Source organism: Bacillus cereus group sp. BfR-BA-01330, assembly GCF_022663885.1.
Taxonomy (GTDB): Bacteria; Bacillota; Bacilli; order Bacillales; family Bacillaceae_G; genus Bacillus_A; species Bacillus_A cereus.
The window spans coordinates 409,375-434,456 of record NZ_JAKUGK010000003.1; the positions used below are offsets into that span (position 1 = coordinate 409,375).

Here is a 25,082-nt window from a genome sequence, read left to right on the forward strand (position 1 = left end):
AGTACTTATACGAAGGGGAGTCTAAAGAGAAAATGAAGTCATTTAATATCGATCATGTTATAGCTAGTGTTTTGCAATGGATATTAAATATAGCTTTAATTATATTATCCATTGTGTTATCGATTTTCTTAGTGAATGAGACAATTACGTTTGTGCAGTATATTTTTTCGGCAAAAGAGTATACGTCTTATAAATTGGTTGAAAGTATCATCGTCTATTTCTTATACTTCGAGTTCATTGCATTAATTATTAAGTATTTTAAATCGAACTATCATTTCCCGTTACGTTATTTTATTTATATCGGAATTACGGCCTTAATTCGATTGATTATTGTGTCTCATGAGGAACCGATGGAGACGTTATTATACGCAGGAGCAATTCTTGTTTTAGTTATTGCTTTATACATATCGAATATGAGAGATTTGAGAAAAGAGTAGTAGTGCAGACATAAGTTTGCACTACTTTTTTACATCTTGACCTTCAAGTTGCTTGAAAGTTTACAATGAAATTAGGGCGTTTGAAATCGAAAAAAATTGAGAAATTAAGTGAAGAGGTTTCTTTTACTTGGAGGTTATAGGAATGAATCAGGAATTGAAGTTACGTCCATTGGAACGAGAAGATTTAAAGTTCGTACACGAACTGAATAATAATGCGCATATTATGTCATATTGGTTTGAAGAGCCGTATGAGGCATTTGTGGAGCTGCAAGATTTATACGATAAACATATACATGATCAAAGCGAACGCCGATTTATCGTTGAGAAAGACAATGAAATGGTTGGATTAGTTGAGTTAGTAGAAATCGATTATATTCACCGTAGAACAGAATTCCAAATTATTATTGATCCGAATTATCAAGGATATGGTTATGCAGTAGAGGCGACGCGTTTAGCAATGGATTATGCTTTCGCTGTATTAAATATGCATAAGATATATTTAGTTGTGGATAAGGAAAATGAAAAAGCAGTACATGTTTATAAAAAGGTTGGATTTATGGTAGAAGGCGAACTTATCGATGAGTTTTTCGTTGATGGTAACTATCATAATGCGATAAGAATGTGTATGTTTCAGAAGCAATATTTTGAAAACAAGTAGTTGAAAGATTCGGAAGTAATGTTGACGCTTCGTAAAAACGTATGCTAAAATCCCTTTTAAGTATTAAGGAAGGTGCAGAATATGCTTTATATAAAATTTGTAAAACTCATTAGAAAACTTTGCTCCGCACAAATGTATACGGTGAAGCGTTGTACGGAGCTTAATCAAGGGGTATAAATTCCCTATATTCATCGGCTGAATAACTTTTCTAAAAAAGTATAGTTTATCTATGCTTATTTCGTTATGGTTTTTCAGCTGGTGTATAAAATAGATTAAGGGGCCATAGACAATGCTTTGTCTATGGCCCTTTGTGTATATTATTCCGATGAGTATTTACTATAAATTGGAGTAGTATAGAAAAAACCACGAAGCAGAGGGCTAGTGTCGAATGACGCTATCTCTCTGCTTTTTTAATTTCAGGAAAAGAGGAATAAAAATGAGTTTACTTAAAGTTGAAAGTTTATCACATAGTTTTATAGATAAAGTATTATACGAAAATGCTTCTTTTGATTTGCATAAAGGGGAGCATATGGGAATTGTTGGACAGAATGGTGCAGGGAAAAGCACATTAATGAAAATATTGGTGGGGGAAATTATTTCTGATAAGGGAGACATAAAGTGGCAACCTAATATTCAAATTGGGCATCTTGATCAATACGCTGAAATTGATGAGGTTTATACCATTTCACAATATTTAAAGAGAGCTTTTTATGATTTGTATGAAATGGAAAAGAGAATGAACAAGTTATATGAAGAAAGTGCGATGACTGGAGATGAAAATCAACTATTGAAAGCGGCAGAAATTCAAGGACTGCTCGAGGCTCATGATTTTTATTCAGTAGATAGTATTACGAATAAGGTGGCATCCGGCTTAGGTATTGATGTGATTGGGATGGATCGTGTTATTGGTGAATTAAGCGGAGGGCAGCGTGCAAAGGTAATTTTAGCGAAGCTCTTATTAGAAGAGCCTAATATTTTATTACTAGATGAACCGACGAATTTTCTTGATAAGGAGCATGTGGAGTGGCTTGCTAATTATTTAATGAATTTTGAAGGAGCGTTTATTGTCATATCACATGATTTTGATTTTCTGGAAAAGGTAACTTCTTGCATATGTGATGTAGAGTTCGGGACAGTTAAGAAGTATTACGGCAAATACTCAGATTTTGTAAGGCAGAAGGAGCATTTGCGAAAAGATTATATTCGCCAATATTATGCACAGCAAAAGAAAATTGAAAAAACGGAAGAGTATATTCGTAGAAATATTGCTGGGGTGAATTCAAAAATAGCGCAAGGTCGTAGAAAACAATTACAGCGTATGGAAAGAATTGCGCCACCAAGTTTTACTCATAAACCGTCTATTCATTTTCAGGAACTTCCCATTTCAGTTCAGACAGTTCTTGAAGTAAATAACCTTGAAGTTGGTTACGACTTCGCTCTCTTACCAAAGTTGAATTTTTCAGTAATGGGTAGGCAAAAACTTGTTATTACAGGTTTCAATGGAGTAGGAAAATCTACTTTATTAAAAACAATCGTTGGAAATATTGATAGTATTTCTGGAGAGTTTCACTTTTCAGAGCAAATAAAGATTGGATATTATGAGCAAGATTTAAATTGGAGCAATGATTCTTTAACGCCGCTTCAAATTATTTCAGAACAGTTTCCTAAACTGAATATGAAGGAAATACGCCATCATTTAGCTGCGTGTGGAGTGAAGGATACGCACGTTTCGCAAGAAATTCGTACGTTAAGTGGTGGTGAACAATCGAAGGTGAAACTGTGCGGATTATTATTATCACCTTGTAACTTATTAATTTTAGATGAGCCGACAAATCATTTAGATGCAGAAGCGAAGGAAGCTTTGCAAAAGGCGCTAATTAAGTTTAAGGGCAGCATTATACTCGTATCTCACGAAGCGAGTTTTTATCTTGATTGGGCAGATAGCATCTTTCATATAGAGACAGGATTAGTTAAGGGGGTGTGAAACATATGAGTGAAAACAATTGGAAAACGAAAATTATATTATTTTTGACCGCTCAAACTATTTCGTTGTTCGGTTCCTCTCTCGTACAATACGCGATTATATGGTATATCACCCTTACAACATCATCAGGAGTGATGTTGACTATTTCAACTGTTTGCGGTTTTCTACCACAAATTGCGATATCTTTGTTTGCAGGTGTTTGGATTGATCGTTATGACCGTAAAAAGATGATTATGTTATCTGATGGAATTATAGCGATTGCGACGTTAGTTTTAGCAATTTTATTTTTAACAGGATATAAAAGTATTTGGTTACTTTTTATTGTGTTACTCATTCGTTCAGCTGGAACAGGAGTACAAACGCCAGCTGTAAATGCATTAATTCCGCAAATCGTTCCGAAAGAGTATCTTATGAAAGTAAATGGAATAAATAGCAGTATTACATCTTTAATTATGTTTCTTTCTCCAGCAGCAAGTGCGATGATTCTTTCTATTGCCAGCATTGAAACAACATTTTTTATTGATGTTATTACGGCTATGATTGGAATTAGTATTATGTTTATCATTCAGGTGGAAGGACATGTGAATGTAGAGAGTAAGCAAAAATCTAATCTACAAGGAATTAAAGAAGGATTCTCTTATTTAAAAGAAAATGTATTTATTAAAAGGCTAATCGTTTTATTAATTATCGTCATGATTTTAATAAGTCCAGCTGCTTTTTTAACACCTTTAATGGTAACTCGTTCTTTCGGGGCCGAAATGTGGAGACTTACTGCTAGTGAGATGACCTTTAGTGCGGGTGCGGCAGCTGGTGGCGTATTAATTGCGGCGTGGGGTGGTTTTCGTAATCGTATGTATACAACAGCGCTAGCTTGTGCATTATATGGACTGCTTATGATTGGACTCGGAATAGCACCAATATTTATTATATATTTAGTCTTTAATTTTTTAATTGGTATAACGATGCCGTGCTTCAATACACCAGTTACTGTGTTATTGCAGGAGAAAGTAGAACCATCAATGCACGGACGGATGTTCAGTCTTGTACAAATTGCGAATTCATGCGCGCTTCCTCTAGGAATGATAATATTTGGGCCATTGTCGGATATGTTTAGTGTAGAGATTTTGTTAATTTATGCTGGGATATTCGTGCTATTTTGCGCAATGTATATAGTATTAAGCAAGAGGTTTGAAGTGTAAATATTTATAATACAGAGGGTTTGCGAAGTGATTTAATATGCTTCGTAAATCTTTTTGTTATTAGTTTAGTCAATAATTATTTATCGTTAAACAATAAGTAATTATTGAATGTTAATGTTTTTTTAGATAATATGATGTTAACGATTTAAGGAGAATTACATAAGTAGAGGAGAATGTGAAATGAAAAATAAATACGTAGTAGCTATTTCTTTCATGATTTTAGCGATTATTTCTTTAACTAAACATGCTTCAAACAGTAAAGTAGGAGCGGATGGATTCCTTGAAGAACCTTTCTTTTTCCTAGTACCGATAAGTTATGTATTGTTCCTTAGTGGTATTGGCGTATTATTATTTGGATTTATTACTTCAAAGCTGAAAAAGGGCAATAAATAGGGGTTACCAATAGGGACAAAATACTCACTATGAAATAGAAACATACCATATGGAAGAAAAAGAATAAGTGGGATGAATCATGATGAACCATCATTTTTATAATGGAAGACAAGTAGGAGCAGCTATTACGCTGGCTGGGGCACAGGGAACAATTCATGCTATGAATCAAGCTATTCAAATGCAACAACAAGCATATTTTGCACAAATGATGCAAAGTCAGTATATGCCGTATTCACAGCTTCCGATGCAAATTGTACATTACGATGTACATCCAGCTGGTTTATTTTCTATTCCATATGGCGGGACATATTTCTTATGAAAGAAAGCGACTCAATAGAGTCGCTTTTTTTCATATTCCGCCTAGCTTCATTCCAAGGAATGCGAAGAGGATACCAATTATGTACGTAGCGCTTAAGTATAAAAGGAAAGTGCTAATATTTTTTCGATTGAGAAGTTGAACGGCTTCTAGTTTAAACGTAGAAAATGTAGTGAATGCACCCATAAATCCAGTACCTAATAATAGTTGCCAGCCTGTAGTAACTCCGTTGCCGATTATATATCCAAGTAAAAACGCCCCTGTTATATTAATAAGGAATGTAGCAAGTGGAAATTGTGTTTTATTTCTTTTCTTAAACCAATTGCTAATTGCAAATCGTGTAATCGCACCGAAAAATCCTCCTGTTGCGACTAATAAGGCTTCTATCATGAGTAATCACCTTCCGTAAGAGATTTCTTAATTAAGAAATCTCCAAGTGTATAGCCAAGGCCAGACATAATGAGGCCACCAAGTATGCTACATGATACATATAAGAAGGCTATGCTCCACTCAGAATGATTGATCAATTGCACAGTTTCTACACTAAATGTTGAAAAAGTCGTAAAGGAACCGATGAATCCAGTTCCGATGCCTGTGATGACCTCTGAAGGTAAGATGTTTAGCCGGGCGATATAAGTAGTTAGCCACGCTAAGAAGAAGCAACCGATTAAGTTAATGAGTAATGTTGCTAATGGAAATGAATGATGCCAAAATGTGGTGATATTAAGACCTAAATAATAACGAGAAAGAGCTCCTAATATACCGGCAATGCCGACGATAATATAAATCAATTTTCTCACCTCTTTAAATAGATTGCTCAAAAAAATAGACTCCTACCAGTATGTATACTGGTAGGAGTCATTAGCTAAGCAGCGTTTATGGCGAACTCCATCGCCTAGGATTATTACATATAGTGTACTAAATATACCGTTTAAATTCCAGTGAGGAGGTGGGTGTAACGTTTCTTTTTTTGATGTCTGAAGGTTTTTCAAGTAATTAAAATGGGATCGATTACTTATCAACTAAATATAGTGATATACGGTTTTAATTATGATAAAATGTTTCTTATGTGTGTCGTTTTGTTTTATTTGACTGAAAATAAAGAAAAATAAATTTGCGTGAAAAGGAGTCATTTATTTGAAGAAATTTTTAAAAATCGTATTTACATGTGTTTTAGTAGTAGCGGGCATTGTAGGAGGATTTCTAGCGTATATGACACTTACTAAAGAACAGCCTGCTGATGTTATAAGCTTGAAGGTGGAGAATAATAAGGAGCGCGTATTAGCGACTGGAAATGAGTTTAAAGTTACAACATTTAATATTGGATATGCTGGGTTAGATAAGGATCAAGATTTCTTTATGGATGGTGGAAAGGGATCTGGTTCAAGTAGTAAAGAGCAAACGGAAACTAATTTAAAGAATATGCTTTCGTTTTTACAAAATGAGAATAGTGATTTTGCACTATTACAAGAAGTTGATATAAAGTCACTTCGTTCATTTGATGTAAATGAACATGAATTTTTGAAAAAAGGATTACCTGATTATGTTTCGTCATTTGGCAAGAACTACGATACGAAATGGGTTCCAGTGCCAATAATAAATCCAATGGGATATGCGGAGGCTGGATTAAGTACGTTTTCTAAATACACTGTTCAAGAAGCGAAGAGGTTCCAGCTTCCTGGAATGGAGCCTTGGCCAAAGCGTTTGTTTGATTTAGATCGAGCAATTGTGGAATATAAAATTCCTGTTAATAATGGGAAACATGTTAGACTCGTAAATTTACATTTGTCTGCTTATGATGAAGGCGGGAAAATTAGAAAACAGCAAGTAGAGTACTTAAAAGAATATATGAACAAGCATTATGAAAATGGTGATTACGTAATAATGGGCGGAGATTGGAATCAATTAGTTTCAAACGCTCAATTAAGTGATCCGAAGTTCGTGAAAGAGCGCCCTGAGTGGTTAGTAGAGTTACCGAAGGACTTTACTACAGACGGTGGCTTTAAGTGGGCTGTAGATCCGTCTGTTATGACTGTGAGAGATGATGTAAAGAAATATGTAGAAGGTGAAAATTTCGTCACTATTATTGATGGCTTTATCGTTTCACCGAATGTAGAGATTGTAAATGTACAAGGGAAAGATTTAAAGTTTGAAAATAGTGATCATAACCCAGTAAGTGCGGTATTTAAACTGAAGTAATTGATATGTATAAGTAGAAGGTGGGGCTTCATATGGAGTGGTTAAAGAGGACTTGTTTTTCTAACCTTGAGAAAGAATCACAGAAAAATCATTTATTACTGTTTATAACGATTTGTAGTTTCTTTCTTGGGATAATCGCAATTGGGTATTATGGATATATTTTTACAGAGAGAGCAATAGCGTTTTGGATTTGTGGTATTTCTGTCGTTGCATTTGGAACGCTGTTTACTTTTATAAAAAGTATGGAATCAGCGTATAAATATATCATGACATTTATGTTGCTTACAATGTCTTACATTATGGTACAAGCTTTTAATGAAAGCCCGGCTGTATTTCAAATGGTCTATTTTACATTAGCTGTTTCACTTATTTACTTAAGTGAGCGTCTCATTTTAATTCTTGGCGGGGTAGCTGTTGTGATCACATTTATCCTTTGTAGCTATTGGCCGGAGCAATTTTTTGCTTATACAGCCTCGTCTGAAGCTGCTAATTTCGCAAGTTTGTTAGCGATTGTAACAATCGCTATGTGGGGCGTCACGAAAATCGGTTCTAATTTGCTCCTTCGTTTAAGTGATGAGAAGCAAGAAGTAATGAGAAAAGCTCAGGAGTTAGAAGAGACGCAAAGACTTATTGAAGAAACAGTTGTGAAACTAGATAGTAATTTCAATCATTTAAGACAAAATATGAACACGTCGATGGAATCGATGAGTGAAATTAATTTTGCCTTTGAAGAGGTGGCAGTTGGTACGCAATCACAATCAGAGATGATGTATCGTTCGGTAGAAGTATTGAATGATATGGAGGGAAATATTGAACAAATCATCTCTCAAGTAAGAACTGCATCGGCTCGTGTGGATGAAAGCTTAGAAATTTCAAAAGGTAGTGTACATACTCTAAGAAATTTTGAAACTAACATGAGAAGTTTAAATGATGTTGTTTCACAGTCTGGAATTATATTTAGAGATTTAATGATGCAATCGAAACAAATTAATGAAATTGTAGATGTAATAACGAATATTTCAAGTCAGACGAGTTTGCTAGCTTTAAATGCAAATATTGAAGCTGCGAGGGCAGGCGAGCATGGAAAAGGTTTTGCTATTGTAGCGAGTGAAGTGTTAAAGCTTGCTGAAGAATCAAATCGTTCTGCGGGAAGAATTCAAGGGATTTTGAAGGAGTTTAGTAATCAAGCAAGTAAGGTAGAAGTACAAGTAGAAAAGTCAGAAAGAGTACAAGAAGAATGTAACGAGATGTTAGCAAGCGTTTTAACAAATGTAACTGATTTAGGGAAGTTTATTGATGCGATTAATGAAGTAATGCGAGAGGTTGTTGTTCATCAAGAAAGTTTCCAAGTTAAAACGACGAATATCGTAAAGGATGTTACGCATGCTTCTAACGTAATTCAGCAAACTTCTACAGCTACAGAAGAAGTGCTAGCGAGTGTGGAAGAAGAAAAACATCGAAATGATACGTCAGTGAAGACGTTACAAACTGTTAGCGAGCAAGTGAAGTTGTTAGAAGATATTTTAGAAAAGTAATATTGCTTGGAAAGAGCACGAATGATGTGCTCTTTTTTCATTGAAACGAATACTTGATAGGAATTTAATTGCTTTTCTGCGCGTTTTCTGCCAAGCTTAAGGAGATAAAATTCAGCTAATAGCGGAATTAAAATACTTCAAAGAAAGAATTAAATAGGTGACGCATATGATCGAAGTTAAGACTTCTGAACTTAGTGATGGAGAATTTAATAGAGGTGTATTTGCAACTCGTGATATTAAAAAAGGTGAGTTGATACACGCAGCACCAGTTATCTCTTATCCGAATGAACAGCATGAACATATTGAGAAAACATTACTTGCTGACTACGCATTTGAGTATGGAATCAATCATACGGCAATCCTTTTAGGATACGGTATGTTATTTAATCATTCATATACACCGAATGCAACGTATGATATTGTCTTCGAGAACCATACGTTTAACTTCTATGCTTATAAGGATATAAAAGCAGGAGAAGAAATTTTAATCAATTATAATGGTGAAGTTGATAACGATGAGCTGTTATGGTTTGATAAAGAAAAAGAAGAGAACGAAAAGTAATATAAAGAGTATAGAAAGAGCACATTCTGTCGGATGTGCTCTTTTTTATTGATGTAAATAAAGTAAAAAGTACAAAAAAATACCACTTTCTTTTTGTGTGGTATAGTAAGATACTGAGGGATAGTGTTTTGAAAAAGTCACATATTTTACAAATTGTTGTCTTTCTGATGACATGTCAAGTTTAGTAGTCCATTTGGGTTGCTTTATTATGCAATATATATTTTAATATGAGTGGCACCTCTTATAAATTAAGAGGTTTATAGGTGTCTCGAATTGATTTTGGGTACACTGTATCCACCACTTTAGGTTCTTTCATGTACGTGGGGATATTATGGGCCCGTATAACGGGATAAAATGAATATAGAAATAGAGGAATCGTAAAATGAATATGCAAGAGGTTTATAAATATTTAAGTACGGTATTGCCTGAAGGACATGTTAAACAAGATGAAATGTTAAAGAATCATACGCATATTAAAGTTGGCGGAAAAGCAGATGTTTTTGTTGCGCCTACAAATTATGATGAAATTCAAGAAGTTATTAAATATGCGAACGAATATAATATTCCAGTTACGTTTTTAGGAAATGGATCGAATGTCATTATTAAAGATGGTGGAATTCGCGGGATTACAGTAAGTTTAATTCATATTACAGGTGTTACTGTAACAGGAACGACGATTGTAGCACAGTGTGGTGCAGCAATTATTGACGTATCACGTATTGCCTTAGACCATAACTTAACGGGTCTTGAGTTTGCTTGTGGTATTCCAGGTTCAGTTGGCGGAGCATTATATATGAATGCTGGTGCATACGGCGGTGAAATTTCGTTTGTATTAACAGAAGCTGTCGTAATGACAGGTGATGGAGAGCTACGTACTTTGACGAAAGAAGCATTTGAATTTGGATATCGTAAGAGTGTATTTGCAAACAACCATTACATTATTCTTGAAGCGAGATTTGAACTTGAAGAAGGTGTACATGAAGAAATTAAAGCAAAAATGGATGATTTAACGTTTAAACGTGAGTCAAAACAGCCTCTAGAATATCCTTCATGTGGTAGCGTATTTAAGCGCCCACCAAATAACTTTGCTGGTAAGTTAATTCAAGACTCAGGACTACAAGGTAAGCGAATTGGTGGAGTAGAAGTTTCTTTAAAACACGCTGGGTTTATGGTGAATGTTGATAACGGAACAGCACAAGATTACATCGATTTAATTCACTTCGTACAAAAGACAGTTGAAGAGAAATTTGGCGTGAAGTTGGAGCGAGAAGTAAGGATTATTGGAGAAGATAAGGAATAAAGAAATACGTATGAAGATATGAATTATTTTAAAATAATATTTGGGTATTGTTGACAATTTGTTTTCAATTCAATATAATGGCTAATAATTTAACAAATAACATACGTTGAAAGAGCCCAGTAGCAGTTTGTCACTGTTAACGAGAGAGCTAGGGGTTGCTGGAACCTAGCACAAACAAACTTGCGAATTACACTCTGGAGTATCTTAGGTAATGCTAAGCGGACTAGCAATCGATATTATTGCTAAGAGTGGTATGAGTAGCTATGCTATTTATGCAAACTGGGTGGTAACACGGTGAATAATCGTCCCTATGTCTATCGTAGACATAGGGGCTTTTTTGTTTTTAAAAAATAAAGGGGATGACAAAAGATGAATATTATTGATGAATTAGAATGGCGCGGCGCCATTAATCAGCAGACTGACGAAGAAGGTTTACGTAAGCTAGTAGAAGAGAAAAAGATTTCGCTATACTGCGGAGTTGATCCGACTGGTGATAGTATGCATATTGGACATTTGATTCCGTTTATGATGATGAAGAGATTCCAATTAGCTGGTCATCATCCTGTTATTTTAATTGGCGGGGCAACAGGAACAATTGGTGATCCGAGTGGACGACAATCAGAGCGTCAACTTCAAACGTTAGAAGTAGTTCAGCATAATGTGGATGCGTTAACAGCACAAATGAAAAAGCTATTTGATTTTGGTGGAAATAGCGAAGTGAAGATGGTAAATAACTATGATTGGACACATGAAATAAATATTATTGAGTTTTTACGTGATTACGGGAAAAACTTTAGCATCAATAGCATGTTAGCGAAGGATATTGTAGCAAGCCGTTTAGATACAGGTATTTCTTTCACGGAATTCACGTACCAAATTTTGCAAGCGATGGACTTCCATCATTTATACACGAAAGAGGATGTTCAACTGCAAATTGGTGGCAGTGACCAATGGGGAAATATTACGAGTGGTTTAGATTTAATTCGTAAGTTAGAAGGTCATGAGGCGAAAGTATTCGGATTAACGATTCCGTTATTATTAAAATCGGACGGTACGAAGTTTGGTAAATCAGCAGGTGGTGCGGTTTGGCTTGATCCTGAAAAAACGACACCGTTTGAATTTTACCAGTTCTGGGTAAATACAGATGACCGCGATGTAGTTAAATACTTGAAATACTTTACATTCTTAACGAAAGAGCGCATCGATGAATTGGCAGTGAAGGTAGAAACAGAGCCTCATAAACGTGAAGCGCAAAAAGTATTAGCGGAAGAAATGACGAAATTCGTTCATGGAGAAGAAGCATTCCTGCAAGCTGTGAAAATTACAGCAGCGTTATTTAGCGGAGATATTAAATCGTTAACAGCTGATGAAATTGAACAAGGTTTTAAAGAGATGCCAACATTTCAGTCTTCAAAAGAGACGAAAAACATCGTAGAATGGCTAGTTGATTTAGGAATTGAGCCATCTAGACGACAAGCGCGTGAAGATATTAATAATGGAGCTATTTCTATGAATGGTGAGAAGGTAACAGATGTGGGTACAGATGTTACGGTAGAGAATTCCTTTGATGGACGATTTATTATTATCCGTAAAGGGAAGAAGAATTACAGCCTTGTGAAGTTAGGCGAATAGTTTGTGTGAAAGGATGGGAGTAGGAAGGATACTTCCATCTTTTCGTATACACAATTTGGACATAAAATAATCAGTAAATTTAGATAATTAAAAGGGTTATACGATTCTTCTGCCGAATAAATAAGTTAGAGAAAATTACGGATAAAAATAGCCCGAACCATGCAGGGCATGATTCGGGCTTATATTCAGATTAGTAAGCTAAGCTGAATAGACCTTTAATGTGTGATAAGTAACGAACGTTACTTGCTTCTTTCATTAATGATGCTGGTAAGCCTTTAAGTGGAGTATTGCTTGCTCCAATTGTAGCAACCGCATCTTTACGTCCTAGACTAGCAAGTGTTCCAGAGTTTACAGGTGCGAACTCTTCGAATGCTTTGCCTTCTAGTGCTGCGTATAAGTTGTATCCAATTAACTCACCCATTTGCCAAGCGATTTGTGCAGTTGGTGGGTATGGACGTCCGTCTGGAGCGAAGACAACAGCGCTGTCTCCAGCAACGAATACGTCTTTGTGAGAAGTAGATTGTAGGTATGCATCAACTGTTGCACGTCCACGGTTAACTTCAAGACCTGATTCACCGATTAATGGGTTACCTTGTACGCCGCCCGTCCAAACGAATGTGTTAGCAACAAGTTTTTGACCGTCTTTTAAGTCGATTTCGTTGCCAGCAACGTTTGTTACAGGAAGACCAGTTAAGAATGTAACGCCGCGCGCTTCTAGGCTAGTAGTTGCACGTTCGATTAAGTGGTCTGGTAATACTGGAAGGATTTTTGGACCTGCTTCAACAAGAAGAAGTTTCACTTCTTTTGGATTTACGCCGTGGCTTTTTGCAAGTTTAGGCATAATGTCAGCAAGCTCACCAACTAGCTCAACGCCAGTTAATCCGCCACCACCGATTACGATTGTAGCATCAGCTTCGTTTTTCGTTTTCGCGTATTCACGAATACGGTCTTCAACGTGTTTGTAGATTTTATTTGCATCAGCAGCAGATTTTAATACCATGCTGTTTTCTTCTAGTCCTGGAATACCGAAGTAAGCAGTTTTACTTCCTAAAGCAACTACAAGTGCATCGTAAGATAAAGTAGTGCCGCCAGCTAGTTTGATTTCTTTGCTATCAACTGAGAATGACTCAACTGTTGCGATTTTAAGATCGATATCTTTACCTTTGAAAAGCTTTGTAAGTGGCATTGCAACTGCTTGCTCAGACACGTTACCAGCTGCAAGGCGGTGTAGTTCAGTGATGATTTGGTGCGTTGGGTATTGGTTAATCACTGTAACTTGTGCTTCTGATTTACTGTAATATTTACGTACGTTTAAAGCGGCAAGAAGACCGCCATAACCAGCGCCTAAGATGACAATTTGTTTTGACATAGTATGATATCCCCCGTCTTTACTAATTGTTGTTATAAGTTAACTTATTTATTGTTACGTTCTGCACTAATTTGAAGATATGCGTTCACAAAGCGGAACATTTTTTGTGCTTGTGGATCTTTTAATAATTTTAATAGACCGAACAGGCCGATAACTTCGTTGCTTTCGTCAGCACGATCTTTCGCTTCGATTGCAGTAGCAGCCATGCTTTTCACTGTATCTTTTACAGGTTCTACAAGCTCTGTGATTGCACCAACAGTGTCGCTTTTTAATACTTCATCAGTAGCAACAGTTTGAGCGAAGTCATAAGACTTAGTTAAAATGTTAACAAGCTCAGTTAATTTTGGAAGCTGTTCTACTAGTGTTGTTAATGATTCTTGTACCTCAGGTTTTAACAACTGATCAAGTACATCAAGTTGTCCTTGGCTAGCAGAAATTTGTACAGTTTCTTGTTCTGGCTTTGTTTGAGTCATAGTTTCTGGCATCTCCAATTCTCCTTTACGATAGCAATACTCTTATTTTTTATAAGTAAGATAGTAAACGGTTACGAAACTTTATACAAAGTTTCACAAAACACAATAAAATGCCTTTAAATTTATGACAGCAAGTAAGCTGACATAAATCTAAAACCATAACGTCTTACTTATTATTTATGAACTGTCCGATACATGGCTTGTCCGCATAATGGAAAAGCTCCGTTACCGGAAAGTGTATATAATATATATCCTATATTATATACTATATGCACCTATGTTAACATAAAAATGATTCCTAATTATTTGATATTGAGTGTATAACGTAGTGCTGACAAGGTATGAAAGCGTATAAAATATTTTGTTCCAGTTAGAAATGTACATATATATATAGAAAAAAAGGAAAAAATGAACAAATTCATGTTCGTTTTTTCCTTTTTCCTATTATTCACCTTCTGCAATTAGCATCGATGTGTTACCTTCTTTTTCAAGATGGCATTCGCCCCAAGAACAAAGAGAATCAAGAATGGATTCTAAAGACCAACCGTAGTCGGTAAGAGAATATTCTACTTTCGGTGGGACTTGGTTGTATACTTTTCTTTGAATGACGCCGTCGTCTTCTAATTCACGTAATTGCTGTGTTAACATTTTTTGTGTAATACCAGGCATGGAACGTTTTAGTTCACTCGTTCTCTTTGTACCTTTCGTTAAGTGACAAAGGATAACAACCTTCCATTTTCCGCCGATAACTTCTAAAGTCGCCTCTACAGGAATATTGTATTTCTTCATATGAAATCCTCCCTTTGTGAGTAAAATAAGTTAAATCATACAAATGTTACTTTTTAGTACCTATAGCACTTTAAAGTACGTACTTTTTATTATGTTAAATATGTTTCATAATAGCACATGTAAGAGGCAAATGAGTAGTACGGTACCAAAAAGTGACTATGTTACTTTTTAGTGCCTATCGTACTTTAAAGTGCGTTCTTCAAAAAAGGAATGAAACCATTCATAATAGCATTTGTAAGTATGAAATATATTTTTTAGAAGATAAAAGGGCCTTTTTATCATACTATTATGATTGGATTTCTTGTAATAAGGAGGAATTCAATTGAGTTCATATACAGTACCATCTTCGGAAGCTCAGACGAGCCGAAGAAGTATGTTTGCTTTATTAGCGCTAGCAATTAGTGCGTTTGGGATTGGTACGACCGAGTTTATTAGTGTCGGTTTACTACCATCTATTTCAAAAGATTTAAATGTTTCGGTTACAACAGCCGGTTTAACGGTTTCCTTATATGCGTTAGGAGCAGCGGTAGGAGCTCCTGTTTTAACAGCGTTAACGGCTAGTATGTCGCGAAAGACATTATTAATGTGGATTATGGTTATTTTCATTATTGGTAATGGCATTGCGGCGGTAGCAACAAGCTTCACTGTATTAATTATTGCAAGAATTGTATCTGCGTTTGCACATGGTGTGTTTATGTCAATTGGATCTACAATTGCAGCTGCAATCGTACCAGAGAATAAACGTGCTAGCGCAATTGCGATTATGTTTACTGGATTAACAGTTGCGACTATTACTGGTGTGCCAATTGGAACATTTATCGGTCAACAATTTGGCTGGAGAGCGTCATTTATGGCGATTGTTGTAATTGGAATTATTGCTTTCATCGCAAACAGTATACTCGTCCCATCTAATTTAAAAAATGGTGTACCTGTATCGTTTCGTGATCAATTTAAATTAATTAAAAATGGAAGACTATTACTTGTTTTCATTATTACTGCACTTGGATACGGCGGTACATTCGTAACATTTACGTATTTATCTCCGTTATTACAAGAAGTAACAGGATTTGAAGCAAGTACTGTTACTATCATTTTATTAGTGTATGGAATCGCAATTGCGATAGGGAATATGGTCGGCGGAAAATTATCGAATCATAATCCGATTCGAGCGCTATTTTACATGTTCTTGATTCAAGCGATTATATTATTTGTTTTAACATTTACAGCGCCATTTAAAGTAGCTGGATTAATCACAATTATTTTCATGGGACTATTCGCATTTATGAATGTTCCGGGGCTACAAGTATATGTAGTTATATTGGCAGAGCGCTTTGTTCCGAGTGCGGTTGATGTTGCTTCAGCAATTAATATTGCCGCATTTAACGGAGGGATCGCTTTAGGTTCTTATATAGGTGGCCTTGTAACGAATTCATTAGGATTAATCCATACTGCTTGGGTAGGTGGCCTTATGGTAGTAGCCGCTGTTATTTTAACAGCGTGGAGCATGACATTAGAAAAAAGAGATCAAGTAAAATAAAAGGAGAGAAAATAAAATGAAAAACTTACAAAGTAAAGCAGTATTAAATAACGGTGTAGAAATGCCTTGGTTCGGTTTAGGTGTATTTAAAGTAGAAGAAGGACCAGAACTTGTAGAAGCTGTAAAATCAGCAATTAAAGCAGGATACCGCAGCATCGATACAGCTGCAATTTACGGAAATGAAAAAGCTGTAGGTGAAGGAATTCGTGCAGGTATTGAAGCGACTGGTATTGCAAGAGAAGAATTATTTATTACTTCAAAAGTATGGAACGCAGATCAAGGGTATGAAACAACAATCGCTGCATACGAAGAGAGTCTAAAAAAATTAGGACTAGATTATTTAGATTTATATCTTGTTCACTGGCCTTCAGAAGGAAAATATAAAGATACATGGAGAGCGCTAGAAACACTTTATAAAGAAAAGCGCGTACGTGCAATTGGTGTAAGTAACTTCCAAATCCATCACTTACAAGATGTAATGAAAGATGCAGAAATTAAACCAATGATTAACCAAGTAGAATACCACCCTCGTTTAACACAAAAAGAACTACAAGCTTTCTGTAAAGAACAAGGTATTCAAATGGAAGCATGGTCACCACTAATGCAAGGTCAATTATTAGATAACGAAACATTACAAGAGATTGCTGAGAAACACGGTAAAACAACAGCGCAAGTTATTTTACGTTGGGATCTTCAAAATGGAGTAATCACAATTCCAAAATCAACGAAAGAACACCGCATTATTGCAAACGCAGATGTATTTAACTTTGAATTAACGAAAGAAGATATGGAAAAAATCGATGCGTTAAATCAAAATCATCGCGTTGGTCCAGATCCTGATAACTTCGATTTCTAAGATTAAGGTAAGAAAAAAGAGTGCTTAAAAGCACTCTTTTTTTTTGCATAAAAATAGTTTCTAAATAAATACTACTTAGTATTAAGTTTGTTATTAAGGGGCTGTAAACATGAATATAAAGCAATCGTTCAAACTTTTAGCTATGTTTTTAAGTGTCTTATTTGTATTATTCCCACTTCAAAAAGCATTCGCAGAAGTTATGGATCATACAAAGTATGAAATGAATTGGAGTTATAGTAAGTCAAAGAAGAAACCAATTCGAACAGAACTTATTAAAACGGCAGATGGAAAAATTGCATTTTGCTTAAATGTAGATTTAAAATCTCCGAGTGGTCAAGATTTACCAGAAATGGGTAAAGTGGATATTAATGTGTACCGTGTACTGTTGAATGGATATCCACAAAAGAGCCCACAAGAATTAGGAGTATCTGATTGGAGAGAGGCGCATTACGCAACGCAGCTTGCAGTATGGAATGCGTTAAAACAAATTGATGTTAATGATTTAGATTTCCGAAATAAAAATGTAGAGAAAGTAACAAAAGATATCGTTGCAAAAGCAAACGCTAGCGAAGAGCTACAAGAAATTACGATGAGTGTAACTCCTACAGAAGAACAAGAAGCAGTCTTAAAAAATGATTTCTTTGAAACAGGCTTATATACAGTAGAAACAAATGCAAAAAGCGGAACGTATAAAGTGCAAGCAACAGGTGCACCAGCGGGCGTGAAATTTGCAAATGAAAAAGGCGAAACAAAAACAGAATTTAATGTAGGAGAAAAGTTCCGCATTTTAATTCCGAAACAAACACCAGCTGGTGGATTTAGCTTTAAAGTATCAGGAAATTTAACGAAATTACAAGGGATTGCGCATAAAGGTACACCGACTATTCAAAATGCAGTAGTATTACTTGAGCGTAGTGAAGAAAAAACAAGTCCAGAGTTAGCGGTAAGTTGGAAAAAGGCTGAGGCTCCAAATAAACCAAATAAGCCATATACTCCAAATGAACCGCATAAACCGAATCAAAAGAGATAATGAAAAAGCATTGGTATATGCCAATGCTTTTTCATATGAATCCTTTAAAGATATATCAAGATAATAATTAATCGAGTGAAACACTATTTTAACGTTTGAAGAAGTATTTAAAAATAATAAAATATGGAGAAATCTAAACGTTACAATAAATGGATTTTATTCGCGAAATTGTAACATTATTCTAATTAGAGAGGCTATCAAACAAAGTGTAAAGCGTGTACAATTCAGTTGGAAAAACTACCTATAGATGGTCATATATGAAGAAAATGTAAAAATATATTGTTGTTCACATTTTTAGATGTATAGATGACAATACTGAAAAATATCTTTTACTATTCTCTTTTTTATGTAGCAAGAGAACTCATCACAAATAGAGAGAAGTGAGGAGGGGATATTACATAAAAATTGTACAATGTAAGAAAGCGAATACATGGAGGGAAATGCGGTAGTAATAGATACAGGTGCGCGAGGTGTTAGTCTATTCGTTAAATGTTTTTATAAAGATAATAGGATTTTTCATTAAACGAATATATAGGATGGTTTGTCTAAAAAAAGGACAGGGGACACAGATTATGTCAAAGAAGAAAAAGAGTAGGGTATTAGTAGCAGGTATATGTATATCTACATTATTATCACCAGTAGCTTTCGAAGCATCAAAAGGATATGCGGCGCCTTTGGAAGAGAATAAGGGCGGGCAGTTGGAAGAGAATAAATTTGAGCAGAGAGTATTCCAGTTGCCGGGGAAAGGTAGCGTAGAAGAAGAAAATAATCGTTTAAGAGTTACTTGGAAACTTTCCGCTAATGAACCGACTGGAATTTATGCAGAGCCAAATGAAGAGATTACAATTGACATAAAAGGAACGCAGTCTATCCAAGCTTTTATTGGAACGAGATCTTATGATGAAAAGGACCCAGAGGAGTTTGATTTAAAACCAGGAAAAAATGTTATTTCATCTTCAAGAGGCGGTATTTTATATTTTTATAATATGAATAACGAAGGAGAAGTAACAGCTTCCGTTACAAATGGTGGTAGTCACTTTCCTTTATTTATTTTAGGTAAGCATACGAAAAAAGATTGGGATGAAATGTTAAAAAAATATAAGGATCCTTATGCAGTTGAATTAAAAGGTGAGAGAAGCTTAATTACTACTACTTACGATTCTGTGCAGAAATATATGAAGAATACGGATCCAACAGATTTAATGAAATTGCATGATAAGATTATCCGTTTAGAAAACGCAGTGGCAGGATTATCTGAGGACAGTGTTGGGGTTGCAAAATCTCCAACTCATTATGTTCAGTTTGTTGAAAAACGGAAGCCTGCTAAAGGGGACTTTATGTTTGCGAAACATTATCATACAGGATATATTCCAACTGCAATGAATAGAGTTTTAGATATAGAGGTACTTGAGAAGGATGGATGGGGACCGTGGCATGAAGTTGGTCATTTACATCAGCAAGAACCGTGGAAGTGGTCTAAAGTAAGGGAAGTAACAGTAAATATTTACTCATTAGCTGTTCAAAAGGCGTTAGGGAATCAATTAGAAATGGATGAGCACTATAAAAACTCATTTGAGTATTTAGAGAAGCCTAAAGCAGAAAGATTCATTGATGACATTAATCCTCTTACAATGTTTTGGCAATTAAATGTAGTGTATGGAGAACATTTTTATCCTAGGTTACATCAAGCTTATCGTTTGTTACCTCAGAGTGAAATGCCTCATTCTGATGAAGAGAAAAAGCAGCTATTTATTTATATGACATCAAAAGTGGCAGGGCAAAATTTAATTCCTTTCTTTGAGGAGTGGGGATTAACACCAAATGATGATATTAGAGAGAAAATAGAAAAATCAAAGTTACCTAAATTAGAAAAGGAAATCTGGAAAGCTACAGATAGTAATGATATTCGTGAGAAGCAAGTTGAACTGTATAAGGTTCCGTATGGTGAACCTGCTAATGAAGTACAAAATCTTTTAGTTGGTACAGATTCTGACGAGAATGAAGCAAGTAAGCTTGTTCGAAATTTAGGTGAGAATGTAAAAGTAACAGGAAAGATTGTATGGCCTAAATTAGAGAATGGGAAACAGGAAGTGTTAGTAGAAATTGGGGATGAGAAAGGAAATAAAAATTCAATTCCTGTCCAAGTTAACGGATTTTATGATGACAGTATAGTTTTTCAAGGACTTTCAGATGATGTAATGTCGACAGTGACACTTCACCACAATAAGAAGAAATTAAATGTAAACTTTACTAATAATGAAATACATTACCGTTTTGAAAAAGAAGAATATATGGGCTTAACGCTATATGATCGAAATGGGATTGAAAAGAAACGTGTATCAGCAGAAGGACAAGAAACGGGAAAAAGATTTGCGATGGAACTAAATGAATTGGATTTTGAATATGGTGATGTAATAAAAGTATTCCACGCAGAACCAAGCCGTTTGAAGTGGTTTAAAAATAACGAACTTGTAGATCAAGGAAAAGTTAAAAATAAAAAAGAGAAATTATTCCAAATAACTGAGCAAGGGTTCGAATTAAAAGATAGTTTACAAGAAGTGACGGCGAAACTGCAAAAAGTAGTAGTCGGAATGGATGTAGACAAACTAGATCCGAAAGAATTCGTACAAGTAAAAGATGGAGAAGTGGTTGGTTTTGTAGAAAAACCAAATACATCAAAAATTGGAGAACAAAAAGTAAAAATAGAGACGAAGGATGCTTTTGGAAATAAGAAGATAACAGAAGTGCCGCTTGAAGTAATTTATGGAGATAGTTTAGTATTTCATGCTAATGATAATGCAATACGTTCGGTTGTAACATTGCAACATGATAAAAAGGAACTGCACGCAACGTTTACAGGTAATCCTGTTCATTATCGTTATGTAAATGAAGAGTATATGGGGATTACGCTATATGATCAAAATGGGAACACAAAAAAGCGTGTAACAGCGGAAGGACAAGAAACTTCAAAGAAATTTGCGGAGCAAGTGAGTGGAATGCAGTTTGAATATGGTGATGTAGTAAAAGTATTCCATGCAGAACCGGACCGCTTGAAATGGTATCAAAATAATAGCCTTGCTGGCCAAGGTAAGGCGAAAGTAGAAAAAGAATTATTCTTCAAGGTAACTGAAAAAGGCTTTGAAAGAATGGAAACTTTACAAGAGGTAAAGGCAGTACCACAGAAGGTAGTAATCGGAACAGATGTAGAGAAAATAAATGCAAAAAACTTTGTTGAAGTAAAAGATGGAGAAGTAGTTGGATTTGTAGAAAAACCAAATACAACAAAAATCGGTGAACAAAAAGTAAAAGTAGAAACGAAAGATCGATTTGGAAATAAGAAAGTGACAGAAGTTCCTCTAACAGTAACATATGGAGATAGCCTACTTGTATATGGGCTGAGCTATAGAGATGGTGACTTGAAATCAATTGTAACTTTGCGTCATGATACGAAAAAACTGAGTGCGACAGATACAAAGAACCTAATTCATGATTACTTTAAAGATGAAAAGTATTTTGAATTCACATTGTACGATAAAGAAGGAAGAGTGAAGAAAAATATAGCAGTAAAAGGTTTAGAGAATACGCAAGAATTTGCTAAGGAAGTAAATGGAATTGCATTTGAGTATGGAGATGTAGTGAAAGTATATCATGCGGAATCTTCTCGTTTACATTGGTATCAAAAAGATGTATATGTGGGCGAAGGAAAAAGTAAAGAGATAAAGGAATTAGTCTTCAAAATAACTGAAAATGGATTTGAAAGATTAGACGGTGAGCAAACAGTAAAAACAAATCCGCAGCAAGTAGTAATCGGAACAAATAGCGAAACGCTAGACGCGAAGAACTTTGTTGAAGTACAGGGTGGAGAAGTAGTAGGTTTTGTAGGGGAAATAGATACGACAAAAATTGGTCAGCAAAAAGTGAAAGTAGAAACGAAAGATCGATTTGGAAATAAGAAGGTGACGGAAGTTCCTGTAGAAGTGACATATGGGGATAGTCTAGTCTATCAAGGTGTGTCCGATGTTACACGTTCAATTGTTACGTTAAACCACGCTGAAAAGAAATTACATGCAACATTTACAAATGAGGAGATTCATTATCGCTTTGTAAATGAGCAGTATATAGGCCTTACGATTTATGATCAAAACGGAACTGAGAAAAAGCATGTAACAGCAGAAGGGCAAGAGACTTCAAAGAATTTTGCAGAACAAGTAAATGGAACGGCATTTGAGTATGGAGATGTGCTGAAAGTATACCATGCGGAACCGAGTCGTTTGAATTGGTACAAAAAGAATGAGTTAGTTAAAAAAGAGGATGCGATGAAGGGGCAAGAAATATCCTTTAAGATTACTCAAAATGGTTTAGAACAAGTGTAACAATAAAAAAATCTCGTAAAACATTATGTTTTACGAGATTTTTTTATTATTCAGCTTCAGAAACTACTGTGAAGCGTTCGTTTACATGTTTTGGGTTTTCAATTTCATCAAGTGCTGCAACTGCGAAGTCTTCGTAACTTACGTAGCTATCACCTTTTGCGTTCACAAGAAGGTTGTCTTTACCAGCTTTATAAGAACCAGTACGTTTTCCTAATGCGAATAGTGCAGAAGGGCTGATGAATGTCCAAGTGATGTCATTTGTTTGTTGTAAGATTTCTAAGTTTTTACCTTGGTTTTGAGCTGTTGCAAGATATTCTTTCGGGAAACCTGGTGTCTCAAATACACGTGTTGTTTTCTCTTCGTCTACAAATAAGCTTCCAGCGCCACCAACTACAAGTAATTTTGTGTTAGGTGCACCTTTCATCGCTTCAATTAGTACGTTTCCTGCATCTATGTGAAGGTGTTCTTGTCCTGCTGGAGCACCGAATGCATTTACAACTACATCGAATGCTTGCAAGTCGTTAGATGTAAGAGAAAATACGTCTTTTTCTAAAACTTTTACGTTTTCTTCTGTAATTTTTGCAGCGTTTCTTACGATTGCAGTTACTTCATGTCCGCGATCTAATGCTTCTTTTAAAATACGACTTCCTGCTTTACCAGTTGCTCCGATAATTCCGATTTTCATAATAAATCCCTCCAAAGTGTTTTGTTAAAGTGTATATCTGAAAGTAAATGAATTTGTTGTAATTAGGTTTGTTACAACCTGTTGTAATTATTATAGTTACAGGTTGGTATTTTTGTCAATAGGGTTGTTTGTGAATTTATTTTTTGTTTTAGTATGCACAGTTAGAGGGAGGGTAGTCAGTCATAAAGATATTGTTATTGTGAACCTGGCTAATATTTGGAAATTGCAAATTGTCGAAAAATGTTGATTTTTGAATGTTTTTTAAATATAATTCGTTTTATGGAGAAAAGGAGGGGTTAATTGTATGAATATTTTAGAGCAATTTATTTCATCAACAAATACAATTCTTTGGTCATATATTCTTATTGCAATGTTAATTGGTTTAGGTCTTTATTTTTCTATTAAATTGAAATTCGTACAAATTACTCATTTAGGGGAAATGGTTCGACTAATGAGTGATGGATTAACTGGAAAGACGCGTAAAAAAGGTAGTGTATCTTCTTTCCAAGCGTTTTGTATGAGTTCAGCAGCTCGTATTGGTATCGGTAACTTAGCTGGTGTAGCATTAGCTATATCTATGGGAGGACCTGGAGCTGTATTTTGGATGTGGGTTATTGCGATTATCGGGGCTTCTTCAAGTTTCGTAGAAAGTACGCTTGCCCAAATTTATAAAGTAAAAGATGGCAGTGGCTTCCGTGGTGGTCCTGCCTATTATATGGAAAAAGGTTTAAATAAACGTTGGATGGGAATTTGGTTTTCTATCCTTATTACAGTTAGTTACGGTTTAATTTTTAACTCAGTACAAGCGAATACAGTAACATTAGCGTTTGAAAATGCATTTGGTTTAGAGCGTTATATTGTTGGTATTGTATTAGCTGCATTAGTTGCGGTTATTATTTTTGGTGGTGTAAAAAGTATTGCACGTATGTCGGAAATGATTGTTCCGCCAATGGCGCTTGTTTATATTGCGGTAGCTATTTTTGTTGTCATTAAAAACTTCTATTTAATACCAGATGTGTTTACGGAAATCTTTAAAGGTGCATTCGGTTTAGATTCAGCTGTAGGTGGCGGTATCGGTGCTGCGATGAAATATGGTATTCAGCGCGGATTATTTGCGAACGAAGCAGGTATGGGTAGTGCGCCGAACGCGGCAGCAACAGCTGATGTAACGCATCCAGCAAAACAAGGTTTTATTCAAACGATCGGCGTTTTAGTAGATACATTCTTAGTATGTACATCAACAGCATTTATCGTACTATGTTCTGGTGCATATAAAGCAACAAATTTAGAAGGTATTGAATTAACGCAAAATGCATTAAGCTCACAAATCGGCCCATGGGCAAGTAGCTTCTTAGCGATTATTATTTTCTTATTTGCATTTAGTTCTCTTTTAGGAAACTACTATTATGGTGAAACAAATATTGAATTTATTAAGCAAAGCAAAACGTGGTTAACAATTTACCGTATTGCGGTAGTTGGAATGGTATTATTCGGTTCTGTTGCGACACTTCAAGTTGTATGGAATATGGCAGACTTATTTATGGGTCTAATGGTAATCACGAACTTAATTGCGATTACACTTCTTGGCCGATTTGCGTACGCGGCATTAACAGACTATGTAAGGCAAAAGAAACAAGGGAAAGATCCAGTCTTCAGTGCAGATTCTATTCCTGGTTTAACGAATACAGAGTGCTGGGATAAGCCAGTGGTAACAGATAAAGAAAAAGCAGTGTAATTGAAAAGGCGAGCATCGAG

Annotated in this window: 22 protein-coding genes, 1 riboswitch and 1 other annotated feature; of the genes, 16 read left to right on the plus strand and 6 right to left on the minus strand. The window is 35.4% G+C overall.

Annotated elements, in window-relative coordinates; translation table 11 throughout:
• Positions 1-32: 32 nt before the first annotated feature.
• From psiE to MR112_RS11155, 6 genes are all read left to right on the plus strand, one after another.
• On the plus strand, positions 33-437 hold the full coding sequence (psiE, locus tag MR112_RS11130; protein WP_000834708.1) for a phosphate-starvation-inducible protein PsiE: 405 nt from the start codon (positions 33-35) through the stop codon (positions 435-437).
• A 142-nt stretch (positions 438-579) separates the two neighbouring features.
• Positions 580-1,095, plus strand: coding sequence for a spermidine N1-acetyltransferase (gene speG / locus MR112_RS11135; RefSeq protein ID WP_001071095.1), 516 nt, complete (start codon positions 580-582; stop codon positions 1,093-1,095).
• A 436-nt stretch (positions 1,096-1,531) separates the two neighbouring features.
• Positions 1,532-3,079, plus strand: a complete 1,548-nt coding sequence (locus MR112_RS11140) for an ABC-F family ATP-binding cassette domain-containing protein (RefSeq protein WP_242244960.1) — start codon at positions 1,532-1,534, stop codon at positions 3,077-3,079.
• A 5-nt stretch (positions 3,080-3,084) separates the two neighbouring features.
• Positions 3,085-4,278 carry an MFS transporter gene (locus tag MR112_RS11145; protein ID WP_001293755.1) on the plus strand — a complete coding sequence of 398 codons (1,194 nt, stop codon included), beginning with the start codon at positions 3,085-3,087 and terminating at the stop codon, positions 4,276-4,278.
• A 180-nt stretch (positions 4,279-4,458) separates the two neighbouring features.
• Positions 4,459-4,671, plus strand: a complete 213-nt coding sequence (locus tag MR112_RS11150; protein WP_242244961.1) for a DUF3955 domain-containing protein — start codon at positions 4,459-4,461, stop codon at positions 4,669-4,671.
• A gap of 79 nt (positions 4,672-4,750) precedes the next feature.
• Entirely contained in the window at positions 4,751-4,990 is a 240-nt protein-coding gene (locus MR112_RS11155) for a DUF3947 family protein (protein ID WP_000980930.1), read from the plus strand.
• A 30-nt stretch (positions 4,991-5,020) separates the two neighbouring features.
• On the opposite strand, the gene crcB (MR112_RS11160) is transcribed toward MR112_RS11155, so the two are convergent.
• Both crcB (MR112_RS11160) and crcB (MR112_RS11165) read right to left on the minus strand, forming a co-directional pair.
• Positions 5,021-5,377 (minus strand): fluoride efflux transporter CrcB, encoded by a 357-nt coding sequence (gene crcB, locus MR112_RS11160; protein ID WP_000568587.1) that lies wholly within the window; start codon positions 5,375-5,377, stop codon positions 5,021-5,023.
• The gene (crcB, locus tag MR112_RS11165) at positions 5,374-5,778 is read right to left on the minus strand and encodes a fluoride efflux transporter CrcB (RefSeq protein WP_000639315.1); all 405 of its coding nucleotides are present in this window, start codon (positions 5,776-5,778) and stop codon (positions 5,374-5,376) included. Before crcB (MR112_RS11165) ends, crcB (MR112_RS11160) begins: the two co-directional genes overlap by 4 nt.
• Positions 5,779-5,832: 54 nt before the next feature.
• A riboswitch (Fluoride riboswitch) is annotated at positions 5,833-5,892 on the minus strand.
• 232 nt (positions 5,893-6,124) lie between these two features.
• Here crcB (MR112_RS11165) and MR112_RS11170 point away from each other — a divergent pair.
• The 5 genes from MR112_RS11170 to tyrS all read left to right on the plus strand — a co-directional run bounded on the left by MR112_RS11170 (position 6,125) and on the right by tyrS (position 12,215).
• A complete protein-coding gene (locus tag MR112_RS11170; protein WP_242244962.1) occupies positions 6,125-7,186 on the plus strand; it encodes an endonuclease/exonuclease/phosphatase family protein in 1,062 nt (353 codons plus the stop codon).
• 32 nt (positions 7,187-7,218) lie between these two features.
• On the plus strand, positions 7,219-8,721 hold the full coding sequence (locus MR112_RS11175; RefSeq protein ID WP_000455083.1) for a DUF4077 domain-containing protein: 1,503 nt from the start codon (positions 7,219-7,221) through the stop codon (positions 8,719-8,721).
• A gap of 166 nt (positions 8,722-8,887) precedes the next feature.
• The gene (locus MR112_RS11180; RefSeq protein ID WP_000573649.1) at positions 8,888-9,283 is read left to right on the plus strand and encodes an SET domain-containing protein; all 396 of its coding nucleotides are present in this window, start codon (positions 8,888-8,890) and stop codon (positions 9,281-9,283) included.
• A 382-nt stretch (positions 9,284-9,665) separates the two neighbouring features.
• Complete coding sequence (gene murB / locus MR112_RS11185) at positions 9,666-10,583, plus strand: UDP-N-acetylmuramate dehydrogenase (protein ID WP_001057102.1); 918 nt, start codon at positions 9,666-9,668, stop codon at positions 10,581-10,583.
• Positions 10,584-10,680: 97 nt separating this feature from the next.
• Positions 10,681-10,896, plus strand: a binding site (T-box leader).
• A 56-nt stretch (positions 10,897-10,952) separates the two neighbouring features.
• Positions 10,953-12,215 (plus strand): tyrosine--tRNA ligase, encoded by a 1,263-nt coding sequence (tyrS, locus tag MR112_RS11190; protein WP_061536034.1) that lies wholly within the window; start codon positions 10,953-10,955, stop codon positions 12,213-12,215.
• Between the two features lie 190 nt (positions 12,216-12,405).
• Here tyrS and MR112_RS11195 read toward each other — a convergent pair whose 3' ends face one another.
• The 3 genes from MR112_RS11195 to MR112_RS11205 form a co-directional block, all read right to left on the minus strand.
• Entirely contained in the window at positions 12,406-13,584 is a 1,179-nt protein-coding gene (locus MR112_RS11195) for an NAD(P)/FAD-dependent oxidoreductase (RefSeq protein WP_000043202.1), read from the minus strand.
• A 44-nt stretch (positions 13,585-13,628) separates the two neighbouring features.
• Positions 13,629-14,069: a DUF1641 domain-containing protein gene (locus tag MR112_RS11200; protein WP_001115309.1), complete on the minus strand. Its 441-nt coding sequence runs from the start codon at positions 14,067-14,069 to the stop codon at positions 13,629-13,631.
• A 432-nt stretch (positions 14,070-14,501) separates the two neighbouring features.
• The gene (locus MR112_RS11205; protein ID WP_000760481.1) at positions 14,502-14,846 is read right to left on the minus strand and encodes a winged helix-turn-helix transcriptional regulator; all 345 of its coding nucleotides are present in this window, start codon (positions 14,844-14,846) and stop codon (positions 14,502-14,504) included.
• Between the two features lie 373 nt (positions 14,847-15,219).
• Here MR112_RS11205 and MR112_RS11210 point away from each other — a divergent pair, with 373 nt between their 5' ends.
• The 4 genes from MR112_RS11210 (at position 15,220) to MR112_RS11225 (ending at position 22,642) form a co-directional block, all read left to right on the plus strand.
• Positions 15,220-16,383 carry an MFS transporter gene (locus MR112_RS11210; RefSeq protein ID WP_002026553.1) on the plus strand — a complete coding sequence of 388 codons (1,164 nt, stop codon included), beginning with the start codon at positions 15,220-15,222 and terminating at the stop codon, positions 16,381-16,383.
• Positions 16,384-16,399: 16 nt separating this feature from the next.
• Positions 16,400-17,239, plus strand: a complete 840-nt coding sequence (locus tag MR112_RS11215) for an aldo/keto reductase (protein WP_000793532.1) — start codon at positions 16,400-16,402, stop codon at positions 17,237-17,239.
• A 109-nt stretch (positions 17,240-17,348) separates the two neighbouring features.
• The gene (locus tag MR112_RS11220) at positions 17,349-18,269 is read left to right on the plus strand and encodes a thioester domain-containing protein (RefSeq protein ID WP_001022532.1); all 921 of its coding nucleotides are present in this window, start codon (positions 17,349-17,351) and stop codon (positions 18,267-18,269) included.
• Between the two features lie 572 nt (positions 18,270-18,841).
• Positions 18,842-22,642, plus strand: a complete 3,801-nt coding sequence (locus MR112_RS11225; RefSeq protein WP_242244963.1) for a putative mucin/carbohydrate-binding domain-containing protein — start codon at positions 18,842-18,844, stop codon at positions 22,640-22,642.
• A gap of 46 nt (positions 22,643-22,688) precedes the next feature.
• On the opposite strand, the gene MR112_RS11230 is transcribed toward MR112_RS11225, so the two are convergent.
• Entirely contained in the window at positions 22,689-23,327 is a 639-nt protein-coding gene (locus tag MR112_RS11230) for an NAD(P)-dependent oxidoreductase (protein WP_242244964.1), read from the minus strand.
• A gap of 304 nt (positions 23,328-23,631) precedes the next feature.
• Here MR112_RS11230 and MR112_RS11235 point away from each other — a divergent pair, with 304 nt between their 5' ends.
• Positions 23,632-25,062 (plus strand): alanine/glycine:cation symporter family protein, encoded by a 1,431-nt coding sequence (locus MR112_RS11235; protein WP_001022930.1) that lies wholly within the window; start codon positions 23,632-23,634, stop codon positions 25,060-25,062.
• Positions 25,063-25,082 lie beyond the last annotated feature (20 nt).

Excerpts from the sequence above, each read along its gene's own strand:
- speG (WP_001071095.1), top strand. The coding sequence starts at position 580 with ATGAATCAGGAATTGAAGTTACGTCCATTGGAACGAGAAGATTTAAAG.
- MR112_RS11145 (WP_001293755.1), top strand. The coding sequence starts at position 3,085 with ATGAGTGAAAACAATTGGAAAACGAAAATTATATTATTTTTGACCGCT.
- MR112_RS11180 (WP_000573649.1), top strand. The coding sequence starts at position 8,888 with ATGATCGAAGTTAAGACTTCTGAACTTAGTGATGGAGAATTTAATAGA.
- tyrS (WP_061536034.1), top strand. The coding sequence starts at position 10,953 with ATGAATATTATTGATGAATTAGAATGGCGCGGCGCCATTAATCAGCAG.
- MR112_RS11220 (WP_001022532.1), top strand. The coding sequence starts at position 17,349 with ATGAATATAAAGCAATCGTTCAAACTTTTAGCTATGTTTTTAAGTGTC.
- psiE (WP_000834708.1), top strand. The coding sequence starts at position 33 with ATGAAGTCATTTAATATCGATCATGTTATAGCTAGTGTTTTGCAATGG.
- MR112_RS11215 (WP_000793532.1), top strand. The coding sequence starts at position 16,400 with ATGAAAAACTTACAAAGTAAAGCAGTATTAAATAACGGTGTAGAAATG.
- MR112_RS11235 (WP_001022930.1), top strand. The coding sequence starts at position 23,632 with ATGAATATTTTAGAGCAATTTATTTCATCAACAAATACAATTCTTTGG.
- MR112_RS11155 (WP_000980930.1), top strand. The coding sequence starts at position 4,751 with ATGATGAACCATCATTTTTATAATGGAAGACAAGTAGGAGCAGCTATT.
- MR112_RS11225 (WP_242244963.1), top strand. The coding sequence starts at position 18,842 with ATGTCAAAGAAGAAAAAGAGTAGGGTATTAGTAGCAGGTATATGTATA.
- MR112_RS11210 (WP_002026553.1), top strand. The coding sequence starts at position 15,220 with ATGTTTGCTTTATTAGCGCTAGCAATTAGTGCGTTTGGGATTGGTACG.
- MR112_RS11230 (WP_242244964.1), bottom strand. The coding sequence starts at position 23,327 with ATGAAAATCGGAATTATCGGAGCAACTGGTAAAGCAGGAAGTCGTATT.
- MR112_RS11195 (WP_000043202.1), bottom strand. The coding sequence starts at position 13,584 with ATGTCAAAACAAATTGTCATCTTAGGCGCTGGTTATGGCGGTCTTCTT.
- MR112_RS11150 (WP_242244961.1), top strand. The coding sequence starts at position 4,459 with ATGAAAAATAAATACGTAGTAGCTATTTCTTTCATGATTTTAGCGATT.
- MR112_RS11205 (WP_000760481.1), bottom strand. The coding sequence starts at position 14,846 with ATGAAGAAATACAATATTCCTGTAGAGGCGACTTTAGAAGTTATCGGC.
- MR112_RS11200 (WP_001115309.1), bottom strand. The coding sequence starts at position 14,069 with ATGCCAGAAACTATGACTCAAACAAAGCCAGAACAAGAAACTGTACAA.
- murB (WP_001057102.1), top strand. The coding sequence starts at position 9,666 with ATGAATATGCAAGAGGTTTATAAATATTTAAGTACGGTATTGCCTGAA.
- MR112_RS11175 (WP_000455083.1), top strand. The coding sequence starts at position 7,219 with ATGGAGTGGTTAAAGAGGACTTGTTTTTCTAACCTTGAGAAAGAATCA.
- crcB (WP_000568587.1), bottom strand. The coding sequence starts at position 5,377 with ATGATAGAAGCCTTATTAGTCGCAACAGGAGGATTTTTCGGTGCGATT.
- MR112_RS11140 (WP_242244960.1), top strand. The coding sequence starts at position 1,532 with ATGAGTTTACTTAAAGTTGAAAGTTTATCACATAGTTTTATAGATAAA.